General features: G+C 64.0%; 14 protein-coding genes. 2 read left to right on the plus strand and 12 right to left on the minus strand.

Annotation, left to right across the window (positions count from 1 at the left end):
- Window positions 1-21: 21 nt before the first annotated feature.
- From raiA to mtrA, 5 genes are all read right to left on the minus strand, one after another.
- Window positions 22-747 carry a ribosome-associated translation inhibitor RaiA gene (raiA, locus tag LQ144_RS02730; RefSeq protein WP_230117010.1) on the minus strand — a complete coding sequence of 242 codons (726 nt, stop codon included), beginning with the start codon at window positions 745-747 and terminating at the stop codon, window positions 22-24.
- Window positions 748-909: 162 nt separating this feature from the next.
- Window positions 910-1,785 (minus strand): phosphoribosyltransferase family protein, encoded by an 876-nt coding sequence (locus LQ144_RS02735; RefSeq protein WP_230117011.1) that lies wholly within the window; start codon window positions 1,783-1,785, stop codon window positions 910-912.
- Window positions 1,786-1,891: 106 nt separating this feature from the next.
- A complete protein-coding gene (locus LQ144_RS02740; RefSeq protein ID WP_230117012.1) occupies window positions 1,892-3,610 on the minus strand; it encodes an LpqB family beta-propeller domain-containing protein in 1,719 nt (572 codons plus the stop codon).
- Window positions 3,607-5,682 (minus strand): MtrAB system histidine kinase MtrB, encoded by a 2,076-nt coding sequence (gene mtrB / locus LQ144_RS02745; RefSeq protein WP_230117013.1) that lies wholly within the window; start codon window positions 5,680-5,682, stop codon window positions 3,607-3,609. Before mtrB ends, LQ144_RS02740 begins: the two co-directional genes overlap by 4 nt.
- Window positions 5,654-6,328 carry an MtrAB system response regulator MtrA gene (mtrA, locus tag LQ144_RS02750; protein WP_230117014.1) on the minus strand — a complete coding sequence of 225 codons (675 nt, stop codon included), beginning with the start codon at window positions 6,326-6,328 and terminating at the stop codon, window positions 5,654-5,656. The genes mtrB and mtrA overlap by 29 nt, the downstream gene beginning before the upstream one ends.
- Before the next feature lie 147 nt (window positions 6,329-6,475).
- Here mtrA and LQ144_RS02755 point away from each other — a divergent pair, with 147 nt between their 5' ends.
- Entirely contained in the window at window positions 6,476-7,204 is a 729-nt protein-coding gene (locus LQ144_RS02755; RefSeq protein WP_230117015.1) for a DUF4166 domain-containing protein, read from the plus strand.
- A gap of 113 nt (window positions 7,205-7,317) precedes the next feature.
- Here the strand turns inward: LQ144_RS02755 and LQ144_RS02760 are convergent, their stop codons facing one another.
- Entirely contained in the window at window positions 7,318-8,361 is a 1,044-nt protein-coding gene (locus LQ144_RS02760) for a hypothetical protein (protein ID WP_230117016.1), read from the minus strand.
- Window positions 8,362-8,364: 3 nt separating this feature from the next.
- On the minus strand, window positions 8,365-8,820 hold the full coding sequence (locus LQ144_RS02765; RefSeq protein WP_230117017.1) for a chorismate mutase: 456 nt from the start codon (window positions 8,818-8,820) through the stop codon (window positions 8,365-8,367).
- 112 nt (window positions 8,821-8,932) lie between these two features.
- Between LQ144_RS02765 and LQ144_RS02770 the strand changes: the two genes are divergently transcribed.
- Window positions 8,933-9,592: an NAD(P)-binding domain-containing protein gene (locus LQ144_RS02770; RefSeq protein ID WP_230117018.1), complete on the plus strand. Its 660-nt coding sequence runs from the start codon at window positions 8,933-8,935 to the stop codon at window positions 9,590-9,592.
- An 85-nt stretch (window positions 9,593-9,677) separates the two neighbouring features.
- Here LQ144_RS02770 and LQ144_RS02775 read toward each other — a convergent pair whose 3' ends face one another.
- From LQ144_RS02775 to mnmA, 5 genes are all read right to left on the minus strand, one after another.
- Window positions 9,678-11,387 carry an ABC transporter ATP-binding protein gene (locus LQ144_RS02775; RefSeq protein WP_230117019.1) on the minus strand — a complete coding sequence of 570 codons (1,710 nt, stop codon included), beginning with the start codon at window positions 11,385-11,387 and terminating at the stop codon, window positions 9,678-9,680.
- A gap of 2 nt (window positions 11,388-11,389) precedes the next feature.
- Window positions 11,390-12,409: an ABC transporter permease gene (locus LQ144_RS02780; protein WP_230117020.1), complete on the minus strand. Its 1,020-nt coding sequence runs from the start codon at window positions 12,407-12,409 to the stop codon at window positions 11,390-11,392.
- A gap of 1 nt (window position 12,410) precedes the next feature.
- A complete protein-coding gene (locus LQ144_RS02785; RefSeq protein WP_230117021.1) occupies window positions 12,411-13,502 on the minus strand; it encodes an ABC transporter permease in 1,092 nt (363 codons plus the stop codon).
- A gap of 128 nt (window positions 13,503-13,630) precedes the next feature.
- Window positions 13,631-15,265, minus strand: coding sequence for an ABC transporter substrate-binding protein (locus LQ144_RS02790; protein ID WP_230117022.1), 1,635 nt, complete (start codon window positions 15,263-15,265; stop codon window positions 13,631-13,633).
- A gap of 251 nt (window positions 15,266-15,516) precedes the next feature.
- Entirely contained in the window at window positions 15,517-16,659 is a 1,143-nt protein-coding gene (gene mnmA / locus LQ144_RS02795) for a tRNA 2-thiouridine(34) synthase MnmA (RefSeq protein WP_290369700.1), read from the minus strand.
- Window positions 16,660-16,723 lie beyond the last annotated feature (64 nt).

The following is a 16,723-nucleotide window of genomic DNA, read 5'->3' on the forward strand; positions in this document are numbered from 1 at the left end:
TTCGTTTGTTAGGGCACCATCCTAGGCTGTTGCAGCCGCATCGTCGGAGCGGTAGGCGTGGATCTTCTCCTCGGCGGTGTTCTCGCCGGGCTCGCAGTAATGGTCGAGTGTGATGACACCGTAGGTCCAGCCCCGGCGCCGGTAGACCACAGACGGCGCATTCGTGGCCTTGTCCACGAAGAGGTAAAAGTCGTGCCCGATAAGTTCCATGCTGTCCACGGCATCATCCAGCGTGAGGGAAGCGGCAGGGAACACCTTGCGGCGGATCAAGACCGGCGAGTCGCCGGCGGGAATGTCGTTGTCGACGTCGTACGGAGACTTCTCAACCGGCTCCTGAGCAGGCTCGTCACGGTGGCTCGCTTCGACGTAAATAGGTTCGTTAGAGCTGGCAGGCTCCAATGTTGCCGTGGCCTCGCGTACTGCTTTGGGCGTATGCCGACCGTGATGGACCTTCTTGCGGTCCTTGGCCCTGCGGAGCCGCTCAAGCAGCTTGTTGTAGGCGAGATCGAACGCGGCGAACTTGTCTGCGGCGCTTGCTTCGGCACGGATTACGGGGCCTCGGCCCAGGACTGTCACTTCGACTGTGAGCTGGTCACCGGTCTGGCGCGCGTTCGTTTCCTTGGAAACCTTCGCGTCCACCCTCTGGACCTTGTCCCCGAGCGACTCGATCTTCGAGATCTTCTCGCCGGCGTATTCGCGGAATCGGTCCGAGACCGTCAGATTTCGTCCGCTGATCATGAACTCCATGGTGCCCTCCAAATGACTTCGGTGACACGACGGCGGCGCTTCGTGGGGACGATCTGAATGACAGTCGAGCCCCTTTCCGAGCCGCTATCGAAAGGTACAACTGATCTTGGTACCCATACCCGACGTTAGTTCATAGCAACGAGTTATTCATCCTTTCGCTGTTTATTTTTTTGTATGTCTCCGGTACCGGCAGTCCGCTTCGGACCGGGCCAGCGGGGGTGCAGCATCAGGCGCACGGGCGGCAGCCAGGACCACCGCCCCGCGGACCACTCCCCCTGCCTGATGCACTGCCCGGGCGGCTTCAGCGAGCGTCGAACCCGTGGTGAGGACGTCGTCGACAATGATGCACGGGCGGCCCCGCAATCCGCCCGCACGCCCCTTCCTGACAGCGCGCATGGAACCACGGACGCGCCGGGACCTGTCCCCTCTTCCCAAGCCTTTCTGACCGCCGGGAACGGCTGAGGCTACTCCGGGCGTCCTCACCTTCCGCAACACATCGTGGCAGCTCATGCCGTGGAGGGCGTTGCTGCGGATGAGGAAGTTCAGCATCAGGTGGACCGGGCTGAACCCTCGTTTGCGGTAGGCGCCATGGCTGCTGGGCACGGGCACGAGCCAGATGTCCCCGGCTCCGGCAGCCGCGGCGAGGATCGCCCGGCCAAGGGCCTTCGCCAGAACAGCCGTGAGCGGCCGCTGTCCATGCCGTTTGAACGCAAGGACCGACTGAGCCAACTCTTCTCGGTAGATGCCCGCTGCCACCACGGGCAGAATGATTGACCCGTCCACGTCCATCAGGGCATGTGCCGCAGGCTCGGCCCGGAACGGGTGCCGCGTCAGCAGCCGGACCTGCCGCTCGCAGCCCGGGCAGATAGCCCGGTCCTCCTTGCCGCAGCAGACGCACTCAACCGGCACTGCCAAGGCCACGACCTCGGCCGCCGCGCCGGCCAGCGAATCGGCGGCCCTCAGCAGCCGCTGCGGATGTTGGCCGCGGTGCCTGGCAGGCCAGACCGGCTCAGGCAGCAGGTCCGGGTCCCTTGGCATGCTGACTGCCGGCGCCCTGCGTCGAATCTCCACACAGCAAGCGTCCCTTGAATGGCGGCGCCGGGAAAGAAACCAAGGGCCGTTTGTGGAAAACCCGTCGAATCACTCAGCCGGGAAACGAGGGGTCCTTGGGTCCTTTCAGCTGAGGGGACCAACCATTTCCGAGCCGCTGGAAGACGCCGTCCGCGGACTGCGCGAAGATCTCCTCGGGTCCGTTGCCGGCGCTGAGAGCAACCAAGCCTGGCCACGGGGCCAGCTTCTGGGGCTGGGGCGAGGTGAGGGAAAGCAGCTCCGGGGTGACATTCGCAGAGGCGGCGCCCTTCATCACCGCAACGGTCGTGTCGTTGACCCAGACGCCCTGGTTGGGGCTGTCACTGGCCTGCAGCGTGATCGGGGCCGTCAGTTCCTTGGGAGTCCCGTCCGCGCTGCGGATGATGCCTGTCACCTGGACCCGGGTGGAACCGTTTTGCTCGGAAATAACCAGCGCCCGGACGCCCTCGCGGGAGACGCGGAAATCCTTGACCGTACGGCCCGCAAGCCAGGAGGGAGCCAGTGTCACCGACGGCACGGAGGCAGCTTGCGCTATCCCGGTGGGACGGAAGGCAGTGAGCTCGGTGACCCCTTGCACTCCGGGTCCCGCGGTCCAGACCCAGTCATGCAGGCTGAACGACGGATGGGACAGCGTGCTCCGCGTGATCAGGGCCCTCGGGGGTTGCCCGGGAACCATGGAATACAGTGTGCTGCGGCTGCCGTCCAGGAAGGCCACCGACTGCGAAACCGGCGACTCTGCAGGCGACCGCGGCTTCAGGCCCGCAACGGACTGCATGTCAGGAAGCGGAGAAATCCTGTTGTTTTCGTAGCGCACCAACTCGTTGTTGCTGACGGCGATCTGGCGTGCCGGGGCATTCCTGTTTTGGACCGGCGGCAGCACCGTCCCATTATCTTCAACACGCACAAGGTCCTGATTGGCCCTTAGCTCCACATTGATGACATCCGGCTGGCTGCGGAACGTCAGGGCCAGCTGGGTCTGCATCCGGAGCCTGTCCTCGGTGGAGGCTTCGGTGAGTTCCTTGGCTGACAGGTCCACCTGGGCCGCTCCTGAGACCACCGGAACCGACTCCCGCGCCAGTTTCATGCCTGACGGGAAGGCACTGACCACGGCGCCCTTGAGATAGGGCGCGGGGCCGGCGAGCAGGGCACTCGTCATCGACTTGACGGTCTTCTTCTTGATGAACCATCGCACATCAGGAACGGCGTAGGTGAAGGCGGGATCGTAGAAGTAGATCGGGTAGGCACCGTAAATGACCTTGAATGTCTCTTCGGGAATGGCGGTGCCGTCCGGAAGTTTGGAAATCCGCCATTCCCCGTCGACCTGGGTCAGTGTGACCGGGATGCTCTCCCTGGTTCCCGCCGGCATCTGGGTGGCGACGCCGTCGGAATCCACTGAATACGCAACGTCAAGTTCATAGTTGAAGACACCCTCGACGCCGGTCTTTACCACCTGCTCCGATCGGAACACCAGGGTCCGCTGGTCAGGCTTCCAAGCGACCGAAGAGGCCTGGGTGAGGTACTGCCGGGCCACCGCGTAGTCGTCCTCGTAGCCGCTGCCCGCAAGATAGAAATCCTCGATGACCGCTTCGGGACTTGAGCCCGTCCGGGGCGCCACCGGGAAAAATACCGGGGCATTCGGATTTCCCGCGCTCTCGTCGGTACTCTTCCCGACGGGTCCCGATCTCGGGATTTGGGCGCAGGACGTCGCAAACAGAAGCACGACGGCGAAAATGGTTGCCAGGATGCCCCTGCCACACAGTGCCCTGCCGCTCATGGCCTCTCCCTTGTGCCGGCTGCTTCGCGCGCCGACGTTTCGCCGGCCTGAACAGCTTCAATCACCTGCGCGGCTTCGTGGGGCTCGCCCGGATCAGCCGCTGCAGGCACGCTGTGTCCCAGCACGAGCACGGTGTGGTCGGTGGAAGAGGTCAGGCCAACCTCCGCCGGCTCAAGCTGAAGCGGCGACTTCGTGATCGTGTCGCCCTGCTTCAGGGGCAGGGTCAGCCGGAAGTTGGAGCCGGCGCCCTTACTGCCCCACGCCTGGAGCCAGCCATTGTGGAGTTTCGTGTCCTCCGTCGCGATGGACAGGCCCAGGCCACTGCCTCCCGTAGTCCGGGCCCGGGCGGGATCGGCGCGCCAGAAGCGGTCGAAGACCCGCGCCGCTTCAGCCGGACTCATGCCAATCCCGTGGTCCCTGACGGTGACAGCCACTGCGGTGCCGTTGGACGCCACCGAGATGTTGACCGGCTTTCCCTCCCCGTGTTCCAGGGCATTCAGCACAAGGTTCCGCAGAATGCGGTCGATGCGCCGGGCGTCCATTTCCACCACGATGCTTCCCTCCGGCGCATTGAGTGTCATGCCCGAACCGTACTCTTCGGCAACGGGAGCTACTCCCTCCATTACGTGGGCAATGAGCTGAACAATGTCTGTGGCTTCGGCGTCCAGCATGGCGACGCCGGCGTCGAACCGGGAGATCTCGAGCAGGTCCGCCAGCAGCGACTGGAACCGTTCCACCTGGTTGTACAGCAGCTCCGCGGACCTTTTGTTAATAGGGTCAAAATCGTGGCGGGCGTCGTACAACACCTCAGCTGCCATGCGCACGGTGGTCAGCGGGGTCCGGAGCTCATGGGAGACGTCGGAAACGAAGCGCTGCTGCATCTGCGACAGTGTTGCGAGCTGGGTGATCTGTTCCTGGAGGCTGGCCGCCATGTGGTTGAAGGACGCTCCCAAACGCGCCACTTCATCCTCACCCTTGACCACCATCCGCTCCTGCAGCTGTCCGGCGGCGAGTTTTTCGGACACTACCGCCGCATGGCTGACGGGGCTAACAACGTTCCGGGTGACGTACCACGCGATGGCGCCGATCATAAGGATCAGGGCTGCACCGCCAGCCCACAGGACGTTCTGGATCTCGTTCAGTGTCTGTTGCGCCGTGTTCAGATCGTAGATCAGATACAGCTCGTAGACGGTGCCGTTGAACGTCACCTTGTTGCCGACGGCGATACCCGGGCGGTCTTCCGTTCCCACCGGGAACTCTGTGGACGCCCAGAACTGCTCCTTGCCGGAATCCTGCACCGCGGCCCGGAGCTCTTTGGGAATGACACTGACCGTTAGCTGGTCAGATGCCCGGGACTCGACCCAGCGGTTGCGGGGCTTGGTTTGCTCGGGCATCGCCTCAAACACGTATCGGCGCTGGATCACCGAGCCCTTGCCCTCAACTGCATTCAGGGTGTCGTAGACAAGCGTGATCACGCTGGACTGGTCGGTGACCTGGGCGCCGTCGAACGTGTCCTGCACCTGCTTGACGTTGTAGCGGGTTTCGGACTCCGCCTGGGTCAGGCGTTCCTGGAAGAGGTTGTTGGCAATCTGGTTGGACAGGTACGCCCCGACGATCGCAAATGAACTCATCGAAAGCAGAAGTGTCGTCAGGACTGTCCTGAACTGCAGCGAACGCCGCCACCTTCGCTGCAAGGAGTACAGCAGGAACCGGATGCCGGGGAAAACCCTGTCCAGTCCGCTACGCACCAGGCGCGCAACCCGGAGTGAGACGATCAGTGCCCGCCGCCGCCAGATCCGGGCCTGCGACGGTAACCGGGCGAGGCTGGCTGCGAGGGCGTCAGTATGCTCCGGAGCCGGATGAGAATGGGGCTTCCGGGAACTGTCCGCGGCGGTCACTACGCCGTCAGTTTCAGCGGCGCCGGTGACATCGGAGCCGGTCCCCTCAAGGTCAGTCGCAGGGCGTCCCGGCGCCACGGAATCCGGCGCCTTGGCGCCGGTGCCGCTACCCTCCGGGGCGTCAGAGGGATTCTGGCCCTGGGGTTCAGGAACCTGCTTTATAGCCGACACCACGAACCGTCAATACTACTTCCGGTGCTTCCGGATCACGTTCAATCTTCGACCGCAGCCGCTGGACATGGACATTGACCAGCCGGGTATCCGCCGCATGGCGGTAACCCCAGACCTGCTCAAGGAGCAGTTCGCGGGTGAACACCTGCCAGGGCTTGCGGGCCAGGGCTACCAGAAGATCGAACTCCAGGGGCGTCAGGGAAATCCGTTCGCTGCCGCGGTTCACCGCGTGGCCTGCGACGTCAATCGTGATATCCGCGATGCGGAGCGTCTCCGGAGCCTTCTGGTCGCCGGGCCGGAGCCTCGCCCGGACACGGGCCACCAGTTCGGCGGGTTTGAAGGGCTTAGGCACGTAATCGTCGGCGCCGGACTCCAGGCCCCGGACGACGTCCGAGGTGTCCGACTTGGCAGTCAGCATGACGATGGGAACATCGGACTCCGCACGGATCTGCCGGCACACTTCGATACCGTCGGTCCCGGGGAGCATCAGATCCAGCAGCACAAGATCCGGCTTCGAGGAGCGAAAGACTTCCAAGGCCTGCCCGCCGTCCGCGCAAAAGACAGGCTCGAAGCCGTCATTGCGCAGGACAATGCCGATCATTTCAGCCAACGCCTCGTCATCATCAACTACCAGAATGCGTGCCTTCATAGTTATATATTCCCTTATTGCCCTTGCTTTGTCTTATTGACGGGATCCTCGGCATGGCGGCGGCGCAGGACCGCACATCGATTCCGTCCGGGGATGCGGGCAGCCGCTAGGATTCAGCCAGACAGATCCGCCCATCAGGAGGTCCCCGTGAACACGCCGATTTACGAACAGGCCATGGGCGCCGGCTTCGCCAGGTTGCAGCCGGAGCTGCAGGACTACTTTTCGCTGGCGCCCGGTTCAGGCCGCTATGGCGTGGGTGAAGGCATCTTCGATGTCGTGGGCTGCCGGCAACGCTGGCTGAGCCCACTGCTGCGGATCACATCCGGGGAGCAGGCATTTTTTCCCGAATACGGCGAGCGCGTGCCATTCCGGATAGAAAACCACGCGCACCTCGACCCGTTCGGCCGGTCCAGCCTGACAGCCCGGCGGCAGATATTCCTCCCCGGCCGCACCAGGATCTTCCAGGACACGACAAGCGTGCGCTCCCCGACCGCCCGCGGGGCGGAGGGACGGCCGCAGCTCGTGGATTATGTGGGCAGATATCGCCGGCTGGTCACCGACCTGAACCTCAGCGCCACGCCCGAGGGCAGGCTCCGGGGTATCTCCGATGCGTCCCGGCTGTTCCTGGGGCCGCTGCGCCTGCCGCTGCCGGCGTCGCTGGACGCAAAAGCCTATGCCGAGCAATGGTGGGACGCTTCGGCGGGCCACTATGGCCGCCACCGGATCCAGGTGAAGGTCATCCAGCCCCAGATCGGCCTCGTCCTGGTCTACGCCGGAAGCTTCGACTACAGGCTCGAGTCCTATCCGGACGGCACTTCAGCGCCTGGATTCCTTCCACCGTACGCCGCGCCGGACCGGTGGGAGCAGCGGAGCTGACCGCCCGAGAAACCCTGCCGCGTTGCAGGTTCTGCCCGGTCCGGGTTTCTTGCCGGTCCGCGGTCAGTCCGGTTGCGGGTCAGTCCGGTGACGGGTTCAGCCCGGTTGCGGGTTCAGCCCAATGCGAGCTGGTTCAGGGCATCGGCCGCGTGCGTCAGCCGGGTGAGCACCGCTGAAGCACCCGACGGCGCGTACCCCTCAAGTCCCGCGGAAGGGGTGATCCGGAGCGTGCCCAACGACGCCGCCGGCAGCCCAAGTTGCCGCCAAGGTCGCCACACCGCGTCTGCGACCTCCGCGGCCCTCGGCAATTCAGAGGCAGGGTTCTCCACTGCCAGGGCACCGGCCCAGAGCCGCTTGCCGGCTTCGACGGCCTCGGCCAGCTGTTCCCACTGGCGTGACGTCAGTGCCTTGAGCGGAACGGCTATCCCGTCGGCACCGGCGGCGAGAATCTGTTCAAACGGCGCCTCGATTTCCGGTACGGCAATGACAGTCTCGGCGGCGCCGGCGGCCCGGAGGGCATCCACCACTACCCGCCAAAGATCCGCCACCTCCTGGCCGGCGACGGAGCGCAGCGTCCGGTAACCACTGGACGTCGGAATGGTGCCGGCCAGTACCGACGCGATATCCGGTTCGTCCAGCTGAACTACGAGCCGTGCGCCCGGAACAGCGCTGGCCACGCGTCCAAGGTGCTCCCCCACGCCGGCAGCAAGGGAGGCTGCGATGTCGCGCCGTGCGCCATAGTCAATCAGGGCCCGCTCACCGTTGTGGAGGTGCAGTCCGGCGGCCAGGCTCAATGGGCCCACAAGCTGAACCTTGAATTCAGCCGCCGGGGTGTCCTCTGCCCCTGCAACATCCGCCTGCACGTTGATGTCCGTGGAGAGCGCCGACCTCGCCCTGGTGAGATCGCGACCGGGCCGGTCGACAATGCGCCAGCCGTAGGGCTGGACGTCCACCGCCATCTCCACGAGCAGGGACGCCGTGCGCCCTATGGCGTCGGCGCCGACGCCACGGTCCGGCAGTTCGGCGAGGAACGGAAGATGCGGGCTGCCCAGTTCGCCGCGGATGATGCGGGCGGCCTCAACCGGATCATGCCCCGGCCATGGGCCCAGCGCGGTGGCAGTCACCTGGAGCTGCTGCGCCTCTTCTGCTGCAGGCACGGCTTAGGCGTTGAGCGGTGTTGAGGGGCCGGAGACCGGGCCGGCCGGCCGGACGGCATCGGCCTGGCCGTTAGTACCCCGCGCGGCGGCATTGAGATGGTCCTCGGCGATCGCCTCATGGTGGCGGATCACCTCGCCGATAATGAAGTTCAGGAATTTTTCCGCGAAGGCAGGGTCAAGCTGGGCATCTTCCGCGAGCCGTCTCAGCCGTGCAATCTGCGCCGTTTCCCGGCCGGGGTCGCCCGCGGGAAGCCGGTGGGCCGCCTTGAGGAAGCCCACTTTCTGCGTCGCCTTGAACCGTTCCGCCAGGAGGTAGACGAGGGTTGCATCGATGTTGTCGATGCTGGACCGGATCGACAACAGCTCCGCCATCACTTCGGGATCCACGTGCCCGGCCAGCGAGCTCGCGGCGGGGTCGTAGGACTCAGTGTCAGGCAGATCATGGTTTAGCTCGGTCATGGTTCCAGTCTATGGGCAGAGCCGGGAACTCCGCCGGTGTTAAGCGCCCGCACCGGCCTCCGCCGGACGGAGAATGTAAGTGTTCCGCAACACACCGACGATGGAGGTTGGCATGAAGATCGCAGTTCTTGGCACGGGCATTGTGGGCAGAACCCTGGCAGGCAGACTGGTGGAGGTTGGGCACAGCGTCACGCTCGGTTCTCGGTCGGCCACGAACGAGGCAGCAGTGGAGTGGGCTGCCGGTGCCGGCCCGCTCGCGAAGGCCGCCACGTTCTTCGATGCAGCCGCGGATGGTGAGGTAGTTATCAACGCCACACCAGGCGCTGTGTCACTCGAAGTGCTCGCGGCCGCGAGCACCATGAACCTGGGCGGCAAGGTGCTGATCGACGTGGCCAATCCGCTGGACCATTCGGCGGGTTTCCCGCCGTCGCTCTCCATATCGAATACGGACAGCCTCGCGGAAACCATCCAAAGGGCGTTCCCGACGGCCAGGGTGGTCAAGGCCCTCAACACCATGCGCGCCGACGTCATGGTGGCCCCGGAGCGGCTGGCCGGCGGCGACCACGACGCCTTTCTGGCCGGCGACGACCCTGAAGCCAAGGAAGTGGTGGCGCGGCTGCTCGCGGAATTCGGTTGGCGGGCGGAACACATCAAGGATCTGGGACCCCTGGACGCCGCCCGCGGGATGGAAATGTGGCTGCCGCTGTGGCTCCGGATTTTTCTGACGCAGGGCAACAACAATGCGTTCAACATCAAGGTGGTCACCGGCTAAGGCACAAGGATGACCCCAGCAAGACAAAGCGTGCCCGCCCTCCGCTGTGGAGAGTGGGCACGCTTGCCAGTCCCTGACCGCCGGGCTAGATGCCCAGGAGGGTGCGGTGGTCTTCCCGCCGCTTCGCCTGCTCGGCAGGATCAGGCACGGGCAGCGAGGCGATGAGCCGCTTCGTGTAGTCGTGCCGCGGCGCACCCATGACGTCGTGGCCGATCCCCTGCTCAACCAGTTTGCCCTTGTACAGCACACCTACCCAGTGCGAGAGCATGTCCACCACTGCGAGGTCGTGGCTGATGAACAGTGCAGCGAACCCGAACTCCAGCTGGATTTCCTTGAACAGCTCCAGGACCTTCGCCTGCACCGAAACGTCCAGCGCAGACGTCGGCTCGTCAGCGATCAGCAGCTTCGGGTTGAGGATCAGGGCCCTGGCCAGCGATGCCCGCTGGCGCTGCCCGCCGGACAGCTCGTGCGGAAAGCGGTCAGCGTACGACGCCGGCAGCTGGACTGATTCGAGCAGCTCGCCAACGCGCTTGCGTGCCTGGGCCGGGGTTGGGTTTGTGTGGATGATGAGCGGTTCCGCCACGCAATCCCCGATGGTCAGTTGCGGATTGAACGATGCGGCCGGGTCCTGGAAGACGAACCCGATTTCCTTGCGCAGCGGCTTGAACGTCCGCTCCTTGAGGTTGAGCATCTCGTAGCCCAGCACGTTCAGGCTTCCGCCGGTGGTCCGGTTGAGGCCTGCGATGGCACGGCCGATGGTGGTCTTCCCCGAGCCGGATTCGCCCACAAGGCCAAAGACCTCCCCCTCGGAGACTGTGAAACTGACACCGTCCACAGCCTTGAAGGCAGGCGTACCCAGCCGGCCGGGGTACTCGATGGTCAGGTCCTTGGCCTCGACCAGGACCTTCCCGCCCTGGTGCGCCCGCTCAGTCATCCCTTCCGAAGCCGAGTTCCGGCCAAGGTGCGGGACGGCTGCCAGCAGCTTCTTCGTGTAGTCCTGCCGGGGTTCGGCGAACAGCGTCTTCGCCGGGGCTTCTTCGACGACGTCGCCCTGGTACATCACCACGACGCGGTCGGCGAGATCGGCGACGACCCCCATATTGTGCGTAATCAGCACGATGGCCGTTCCGTATTTGTCCCGAAGATCCCGCAGAAGCTCGAGGATTTCCGCCTGGACCGTGACGTCCAATGCAGTGGTGGGCTCATCCGCCACGATCAGTCCGGGATTCAGGGCCAGCGCTGCGGCAATGACCACGCGCTGCTTCTGCCCGCCGGAAAACTGGTGCGGGTAGTAGTTGACGCGGTTCTCCGGATCGGGGATCCCCACCTTCCGGAGGGCGTCGATGGCCCTGGTCTTGGCTTCCTTGGCGGATACCCGCTGCCCGCCGCCCGCGTGGGCACGGATGCCCTCTGCGATTTGCCAGCCCACGGTGAAGACGGGATTCAGGGCCGTGGACGGCTCCTGGAAGACCATCGCCACGTCACGTCCACGGATCTGCCTGAGTTTGGCCGCGCTGACGCTGATGACGTTGTTGCCGTTGATCAGCACCGCCCCGCCGCTCGTGGCCGTTTCCGGAAGCAGGCCGAGGATGGTCTTGGCGGTGACGGTTTTGCCGGAGCCGGATTCGCCCACGATGGCGAGGACCTCGCCGGCCTTCACCTCGAGGCTGACGTCCTTGACGGCGTATACGTCGCCGCCGTCGGTAGCGAAAGTGACCTTGAGATTCTCGATCTCAAGAACAGGGCTGCCGCTGGCCTCGTGCCGGTCGGACACTGAACCTATGTCGATGCTCAAAGTTATCTCACCTCTGCTTGCAGGGCCGCCTGGGCTACCGCTGTGGGGTCCGGTCCGCTGCCTTTGCCGCCGGCACTCTTGCGTCCGCGAAGGCGTGGATCGTTCAGGTCGTTGATGCTCTCCCCCACCAGCGTGAGGCCAAGCACTGTCCACACAATTGCCAGACCGGGAAACACTCCCGTCCACCAGATGCCGGAAGTTGTGTCAGCAAGCGCCTTGTTGAGGTCGAAGCCCCATTCCGCGGCCGAGCTGGGCTCGATGCCGAACCCCAGGAAGCCAAGACCCGCCAGAGTCAGGATCGCCTCGGAGGCATTCAGGGTGAAGATCAGCGGCAGCGTCCTGGTGGCGTTGCGATAGATGTGTCGGCTCATGATGCGGACATTCGAAGCGCCCACCACTTTGGCCGATTCGACGAACGGTTCAGCCTTGAGGCGTATCGTCTCCGCCCTGATGACCCGGAAGTACTGCGGAATGAACACCACGGTGATTGAGATGGCCGCCGCCAGGACGCCCCCGAACAGGTTCGACTCGCCGCCGCTGATGACAATCGCCATGACAATGGCCACCAGGAGGGAGGGGAACGCGTAAATGGCGTCCGCGACGACCACAAGAATGCGGTCCAGCCAGCCGCCGAGGTAACCGCTCACCAGGCCCAGGATGACGCCGGCGAAGATGGACAGCACCACGGCCACGACGATCACGAAGATGGCAGTCTGCGAACCCCAAATGACGCGGGAGAACACGTCGTATCCGCCCACAGTCGTTCCCCACAGATGCTTGCCACCCGGCGGGTCCTGCGTGGGAAAGCTGCCGTCGTTGTCGGAGAGCTGGGCAAAGCCGTAGGGTGCCACGAGCGGCGCAAAGATCGCCGTGAGGAGGAACAGCCCGGTCAGGACGAGGCCGATGACGAGCATCGTGCGCTGCAGCCCCACGCTCTTGTTGAAGTGCGAAATGACAGGGAGCCTCTTGAACAGGGGCACCCTGCGGTGGACGGTGGACGACACCGGAGTAGGTGTGCTCATGTCAGTACCTCACCCTGGGATCGATCAGCGCGGCCACGATGTCCACGATGAAGTTGGTGACGGCCACGATGACGGCCAGCAACACCACGATGCCCTGCACCGCCACGAAGTCGCGGGCGGTCAGGTAATTGGCCAATTGGAAGCCCAGGCCTTTCCACTCGAAGGTTTTTTCCGTGAGGACTGCCCCGCCAAGCATCACGGCGATCTGAAGGCCCATCACGGTGATGATCGGGATCAGCGCCGGCTTATAGGCGTGCTTGGTGACCAGCCTGAATTCGCTGACTCCGCGGGAACGCCCCGCCTCGATGTAGTCCTTGCCGAGAGTACCGATCACGTTCGTACGGACCAGCCGGAGGAAGATCCCGGCCGTCAGGAGCCCCAGGGCGAGCGCTGGCAGCACGGCGTGCGCCAGCACGTCTCCCAGTGCGGCCATGTTCCCGCTTCGGACCGCATCAAGCCAATAGATCCCGGTAGGCGCCTGGAGCGCTGTGAGCGATAGTTCGCTGGATGTCTTGGCACGCCCTGCAACAGGGAACCAGCCGAGCCAGACCGAGAAAGTGAGCTTGAAGAGAAGTCCCGAAAAGAAGACCGGTGTGGCGTAGCAGAGGATCGCGAACACACGCAGCACGGCGTCGGGCATGTGGTCGCGGCGGTGCGCTGCAATCATGCCGAAAGGTATGCCGACCAGGAGCGCCACAATCAGGGCGTTGATCGTCAGTTCAAGCGTGGCCGAACCGTAGGTGGCGAGCATCTCCGTCACCTTGCGGTTGTCGGAGAGTGTGGTGCCGAAATTGCCGGTGATGAGCTGGGCGAGGTACTCGAAGTACTGCACCAGTAGGGGGCGGTCGTAGCCCGCGGCATGGATCCGCTCCTGCAGCTGTTCCGGTGGAAGCCGGCCGCCCATGGCTGCCGTAATGGGATCGCCGGTGATCCGCATCAGGAAAAACACCATGGTGACCAGGATGAAAATAGTTGGAAAGATCAGCAGGAACCTGATCATGATGTACTGGCCAAGTCCCCCGCCGGCCGATTTTTTCTTTGACGGCAGTAGGCCGTCGGCGTCGCTTGGCGGCGCCTCAATCAGAGTAGTCATTCTTACCTAAAGTTGACGTTTCCGGGGCACCGTGGCGCCCCGGATCTACTGTGCATCCAGCAGAAAAGGCGGGACGCCGGCTGGGCGTCCCGCCTCCTAAGCTGGACAGGACCTGATGGGGTCAGGTCCTACTTGGAGATCACGCCGAGACGCGTCTTGAACGACGGGTCAAGGGTTTGTTCCACGCCCTTGACATCCGCGCCGGCCACCATGAGCTGAGCGCCCTGCAGCAACGGCAACGTCGAAAGGTCCTTGGCGACGGCGGTCTGCGCGTCACCCAGAAGCTTTTCGCGCTCGGCTTTGTCAGCCGTGACCAGTTCCTTCTTGACGAGGTCGGTGACAGCCGGGTTCTCGTAGTGGTTCTTCAGGAAGTTGCCGGGGATAAAGAACGGCGTGAGGTAGTTGTCGGCGTCGGAATAGTCCGGGAACCAGCCAAGCTGGTAGACCGGGTAGGCATCCGCGGTGCGTGCCTTGGAGTAGGTGACCCACTCGGTTGACTGCAGGTCCACCTTGAACAGGCCGGACTTCTCCAGCTGTTCCTTGACCATGGCGTACTCGTCGCCGGAAGACTTACCGTAGTGGTCCGGGTTGTACTGCAGTTTGATGTTGACGGTGCCGGAAATACCGGCGTCGGCGAAGGCCTTCTTGGCCTTTTCAACATCCGGCTTGCCGTTGCCGTCACCGTACATTTCCTTGAGAGGCTGGGCTGCACCCGGCAGTCCATCCGGGACGACAGAGTACGCCGGCAGGTAAGTGCCCTTGTAGACCTGGGTGGCGATGGCGTCGCGGTCGACAATGTCGGCCATGGCCTGGCGTACTGCGAGCGCCTTCTTGGGATCCGCATCCGCGGACTTTGCACCGAACGGCATGGTGTCAAAGTTGAACACGATGTAGCGCAGCTCGCCGCCCGGGCCCTTGTGGACCTTGACCTTGGAATCCTTTTCCAGGTCGGCGGCGTCGGTGGCTGTGAGGCTGCGGCCGGCGACGTCGATGTTGCCCTGCTGCACATCCAGCTTCAGGTTGTTGGAGTCAGCGTAGTACTTGATGTTGGCGCCGTCATTGGCGGGTTTGCCGAGCAGGCCGTTGTAGTCCGGGTTGGCCTTGAGGCTGACAAGCTCATTCTTCTTGTAGCTCTCGATCGTGTACTGGCCGGCGAAGGGTTTGCCCTTGACGATGTCGTCGTCGCCCATGACTTTGTCTGCCGGAAAGACTTCCTCATCGATGATGGGGCCGGTGTTGGTACCGAGGACGCTCGGGAAGACCTGGTCGTTCGCCGCCTTAAGCGTGAAGACGACCGTGGAATCATCCTTGGCTGCCACCGATTTCAGATTCGAGAGCAGCGAAGCCGGCCCGTTGGGGTCCGCAATCTTGACAACGCGGTCGATGGAGAACTTGACGTCCGAAGAGGTTAGCGCGTGGCCGTTGGCAAACTTGAGGCCCGGCTTAAGCTTCACGGTGTATTCCGTGGGGCTCGTGAAGGAGGCGGACTCCGCGATGTCGGGGCTGGCCTCCGCTGATCCGGGCTTGGAGTTCATGAGGAACGGATAGATCTGGTTCATGACCATGAAGGAGCCGGCGTCATAGGAACCCGCAGGATCGAGAGTAACCACCTTGTCCGTGGTGCCGTACGTGATGGTGCCACCGCCAGCACTGCCGGTGGATGTTCCGCCGCCGCCGGAGGGGCCCGTGCAGGCAGTCAGTGCGAAAGCGGAAATGCCTGCGAACGCGATAGCGCCCTGCAAGGCTTTTTTGTTCATTGCCATCTGTGAACTTTCTGTTCGATGATTGCGCGCGCGGCCCGGCATGAATTGTGCGGGCGACACGCAGTCCTGATGCCTTGATTGAACCAGACGGTTGCCCGGTGAAACGTTGCATCCTGTGAGATGAGACACAAAATTTACCATAATTGGGTGGGTCAGGGTTCCGGACCTACTCATGGGTACGAAAAAACGGCCGGCGGAAATCCGCCGGCCGCTACATGGTCCGGAGTTGAGAGATCAATCCAGAGGGCGCGTTAGTTCAGCTCGGCGCGCTGCATCGAGCGCGCGGTGTCGATCGTGGCCTGGCCGAGAACCCGGCTGCCTTGGTACAGCACAACGGTCTGCCCGGGCGCGACGCCGCGCAGGGGCTCCGTCAGCGTAACCACGAGGCCGTCCCGAGAGAGGCCGCCGTCATCGGCAATCCGCTCTACCCGGCCCTTCGCAGGAACGGGGTCGCCGTGCGCGCGGACCTGGGCGTAGCAGTCGAATTCGGCACCGGTGTCCACTTCGCTGATGGGCAGCCCAGCCCAGGAGACCTTGATGCCGCGGATCTCATCGATGGCCAGGAGCGCCTCGGGTCCCACCACGACCTTGTTTTCCTTGGGCCGGATTTCCAGCACGAACCGGGGCTTGCCGTCGGCTGCCGGCGTGCCCAGCTTCAGACCGCGGCGCTGGCCGACCGTGAAGGCATTGGCCCCCGGGTGCTCGCCGACTTTGGACCCGGTTTCGTCAACGATGTCGCCGGTGGTCATCTCGATTTTCTCCGCGAGCCAGCCGGCCGTGTCGCCGTCGGGGATGAAGCAGATGTCGTGGCTGTCAGGCTTGTTGGCCACGGACAGTCCGCGCCTCTCCGCTTCGGCCCGCACCTCGGCCTTGGACGGGGTTTCCGCGAGCGGGAACATCGAGTGCTTGAGCTGTTCGTGCGTGAGCACACCAAGGACGTAGCTCTGGTCCTTGGCCCAGTCCGCGGCACGGTGTAGTTCACGGTTGCCGTCCGAGTCTTCGATGACCTTGGCGTAGTGGCCCGTGCACACGGCGTCGAAGCCCAGGGCGATTGCCTTTTCCAGGAGCGCGGCGAACTTGATGCGTTCGTTGCAGCGCATGCAGGGGTTGGGCGTCCGGCCGGCAGCGTATTCATCGATGAAGTCCTGGACCACATCCTCCTTGAACCGCTCGGAAAAGTCCCAGACGTAATAGGGGATCCCCAGGACATCGCACGCGCGCCAGGCGTCTCGGGAGTCCTCGATGGTGCAGCAGCCCCGGCTTCCCGTGCGCAGGGTGCCGGGCATCCGGGACAGCGCAAGATGAACCCCGACGACGTCGTGCCCCGCCTCAACGGCGCGGGCGGCGGCAACGGCGGAGTCAACTCCGCCGCTCATGGCTGCTAAAACTCGCATGTCGGCTTTCTGTAGGCTGTTCACGGCAATCCGGCCTTCAGGCCGGTGCAGCAAGTCAGGGTGG

The organism is Arthrobacter sp. Bi83 (genome assembly GCF_918698095.1).
GTDB lineage: Bacteria > Actinomycetota > Actinomycetes > Actinomycetales > Micrococcaceae > Arthrobacter.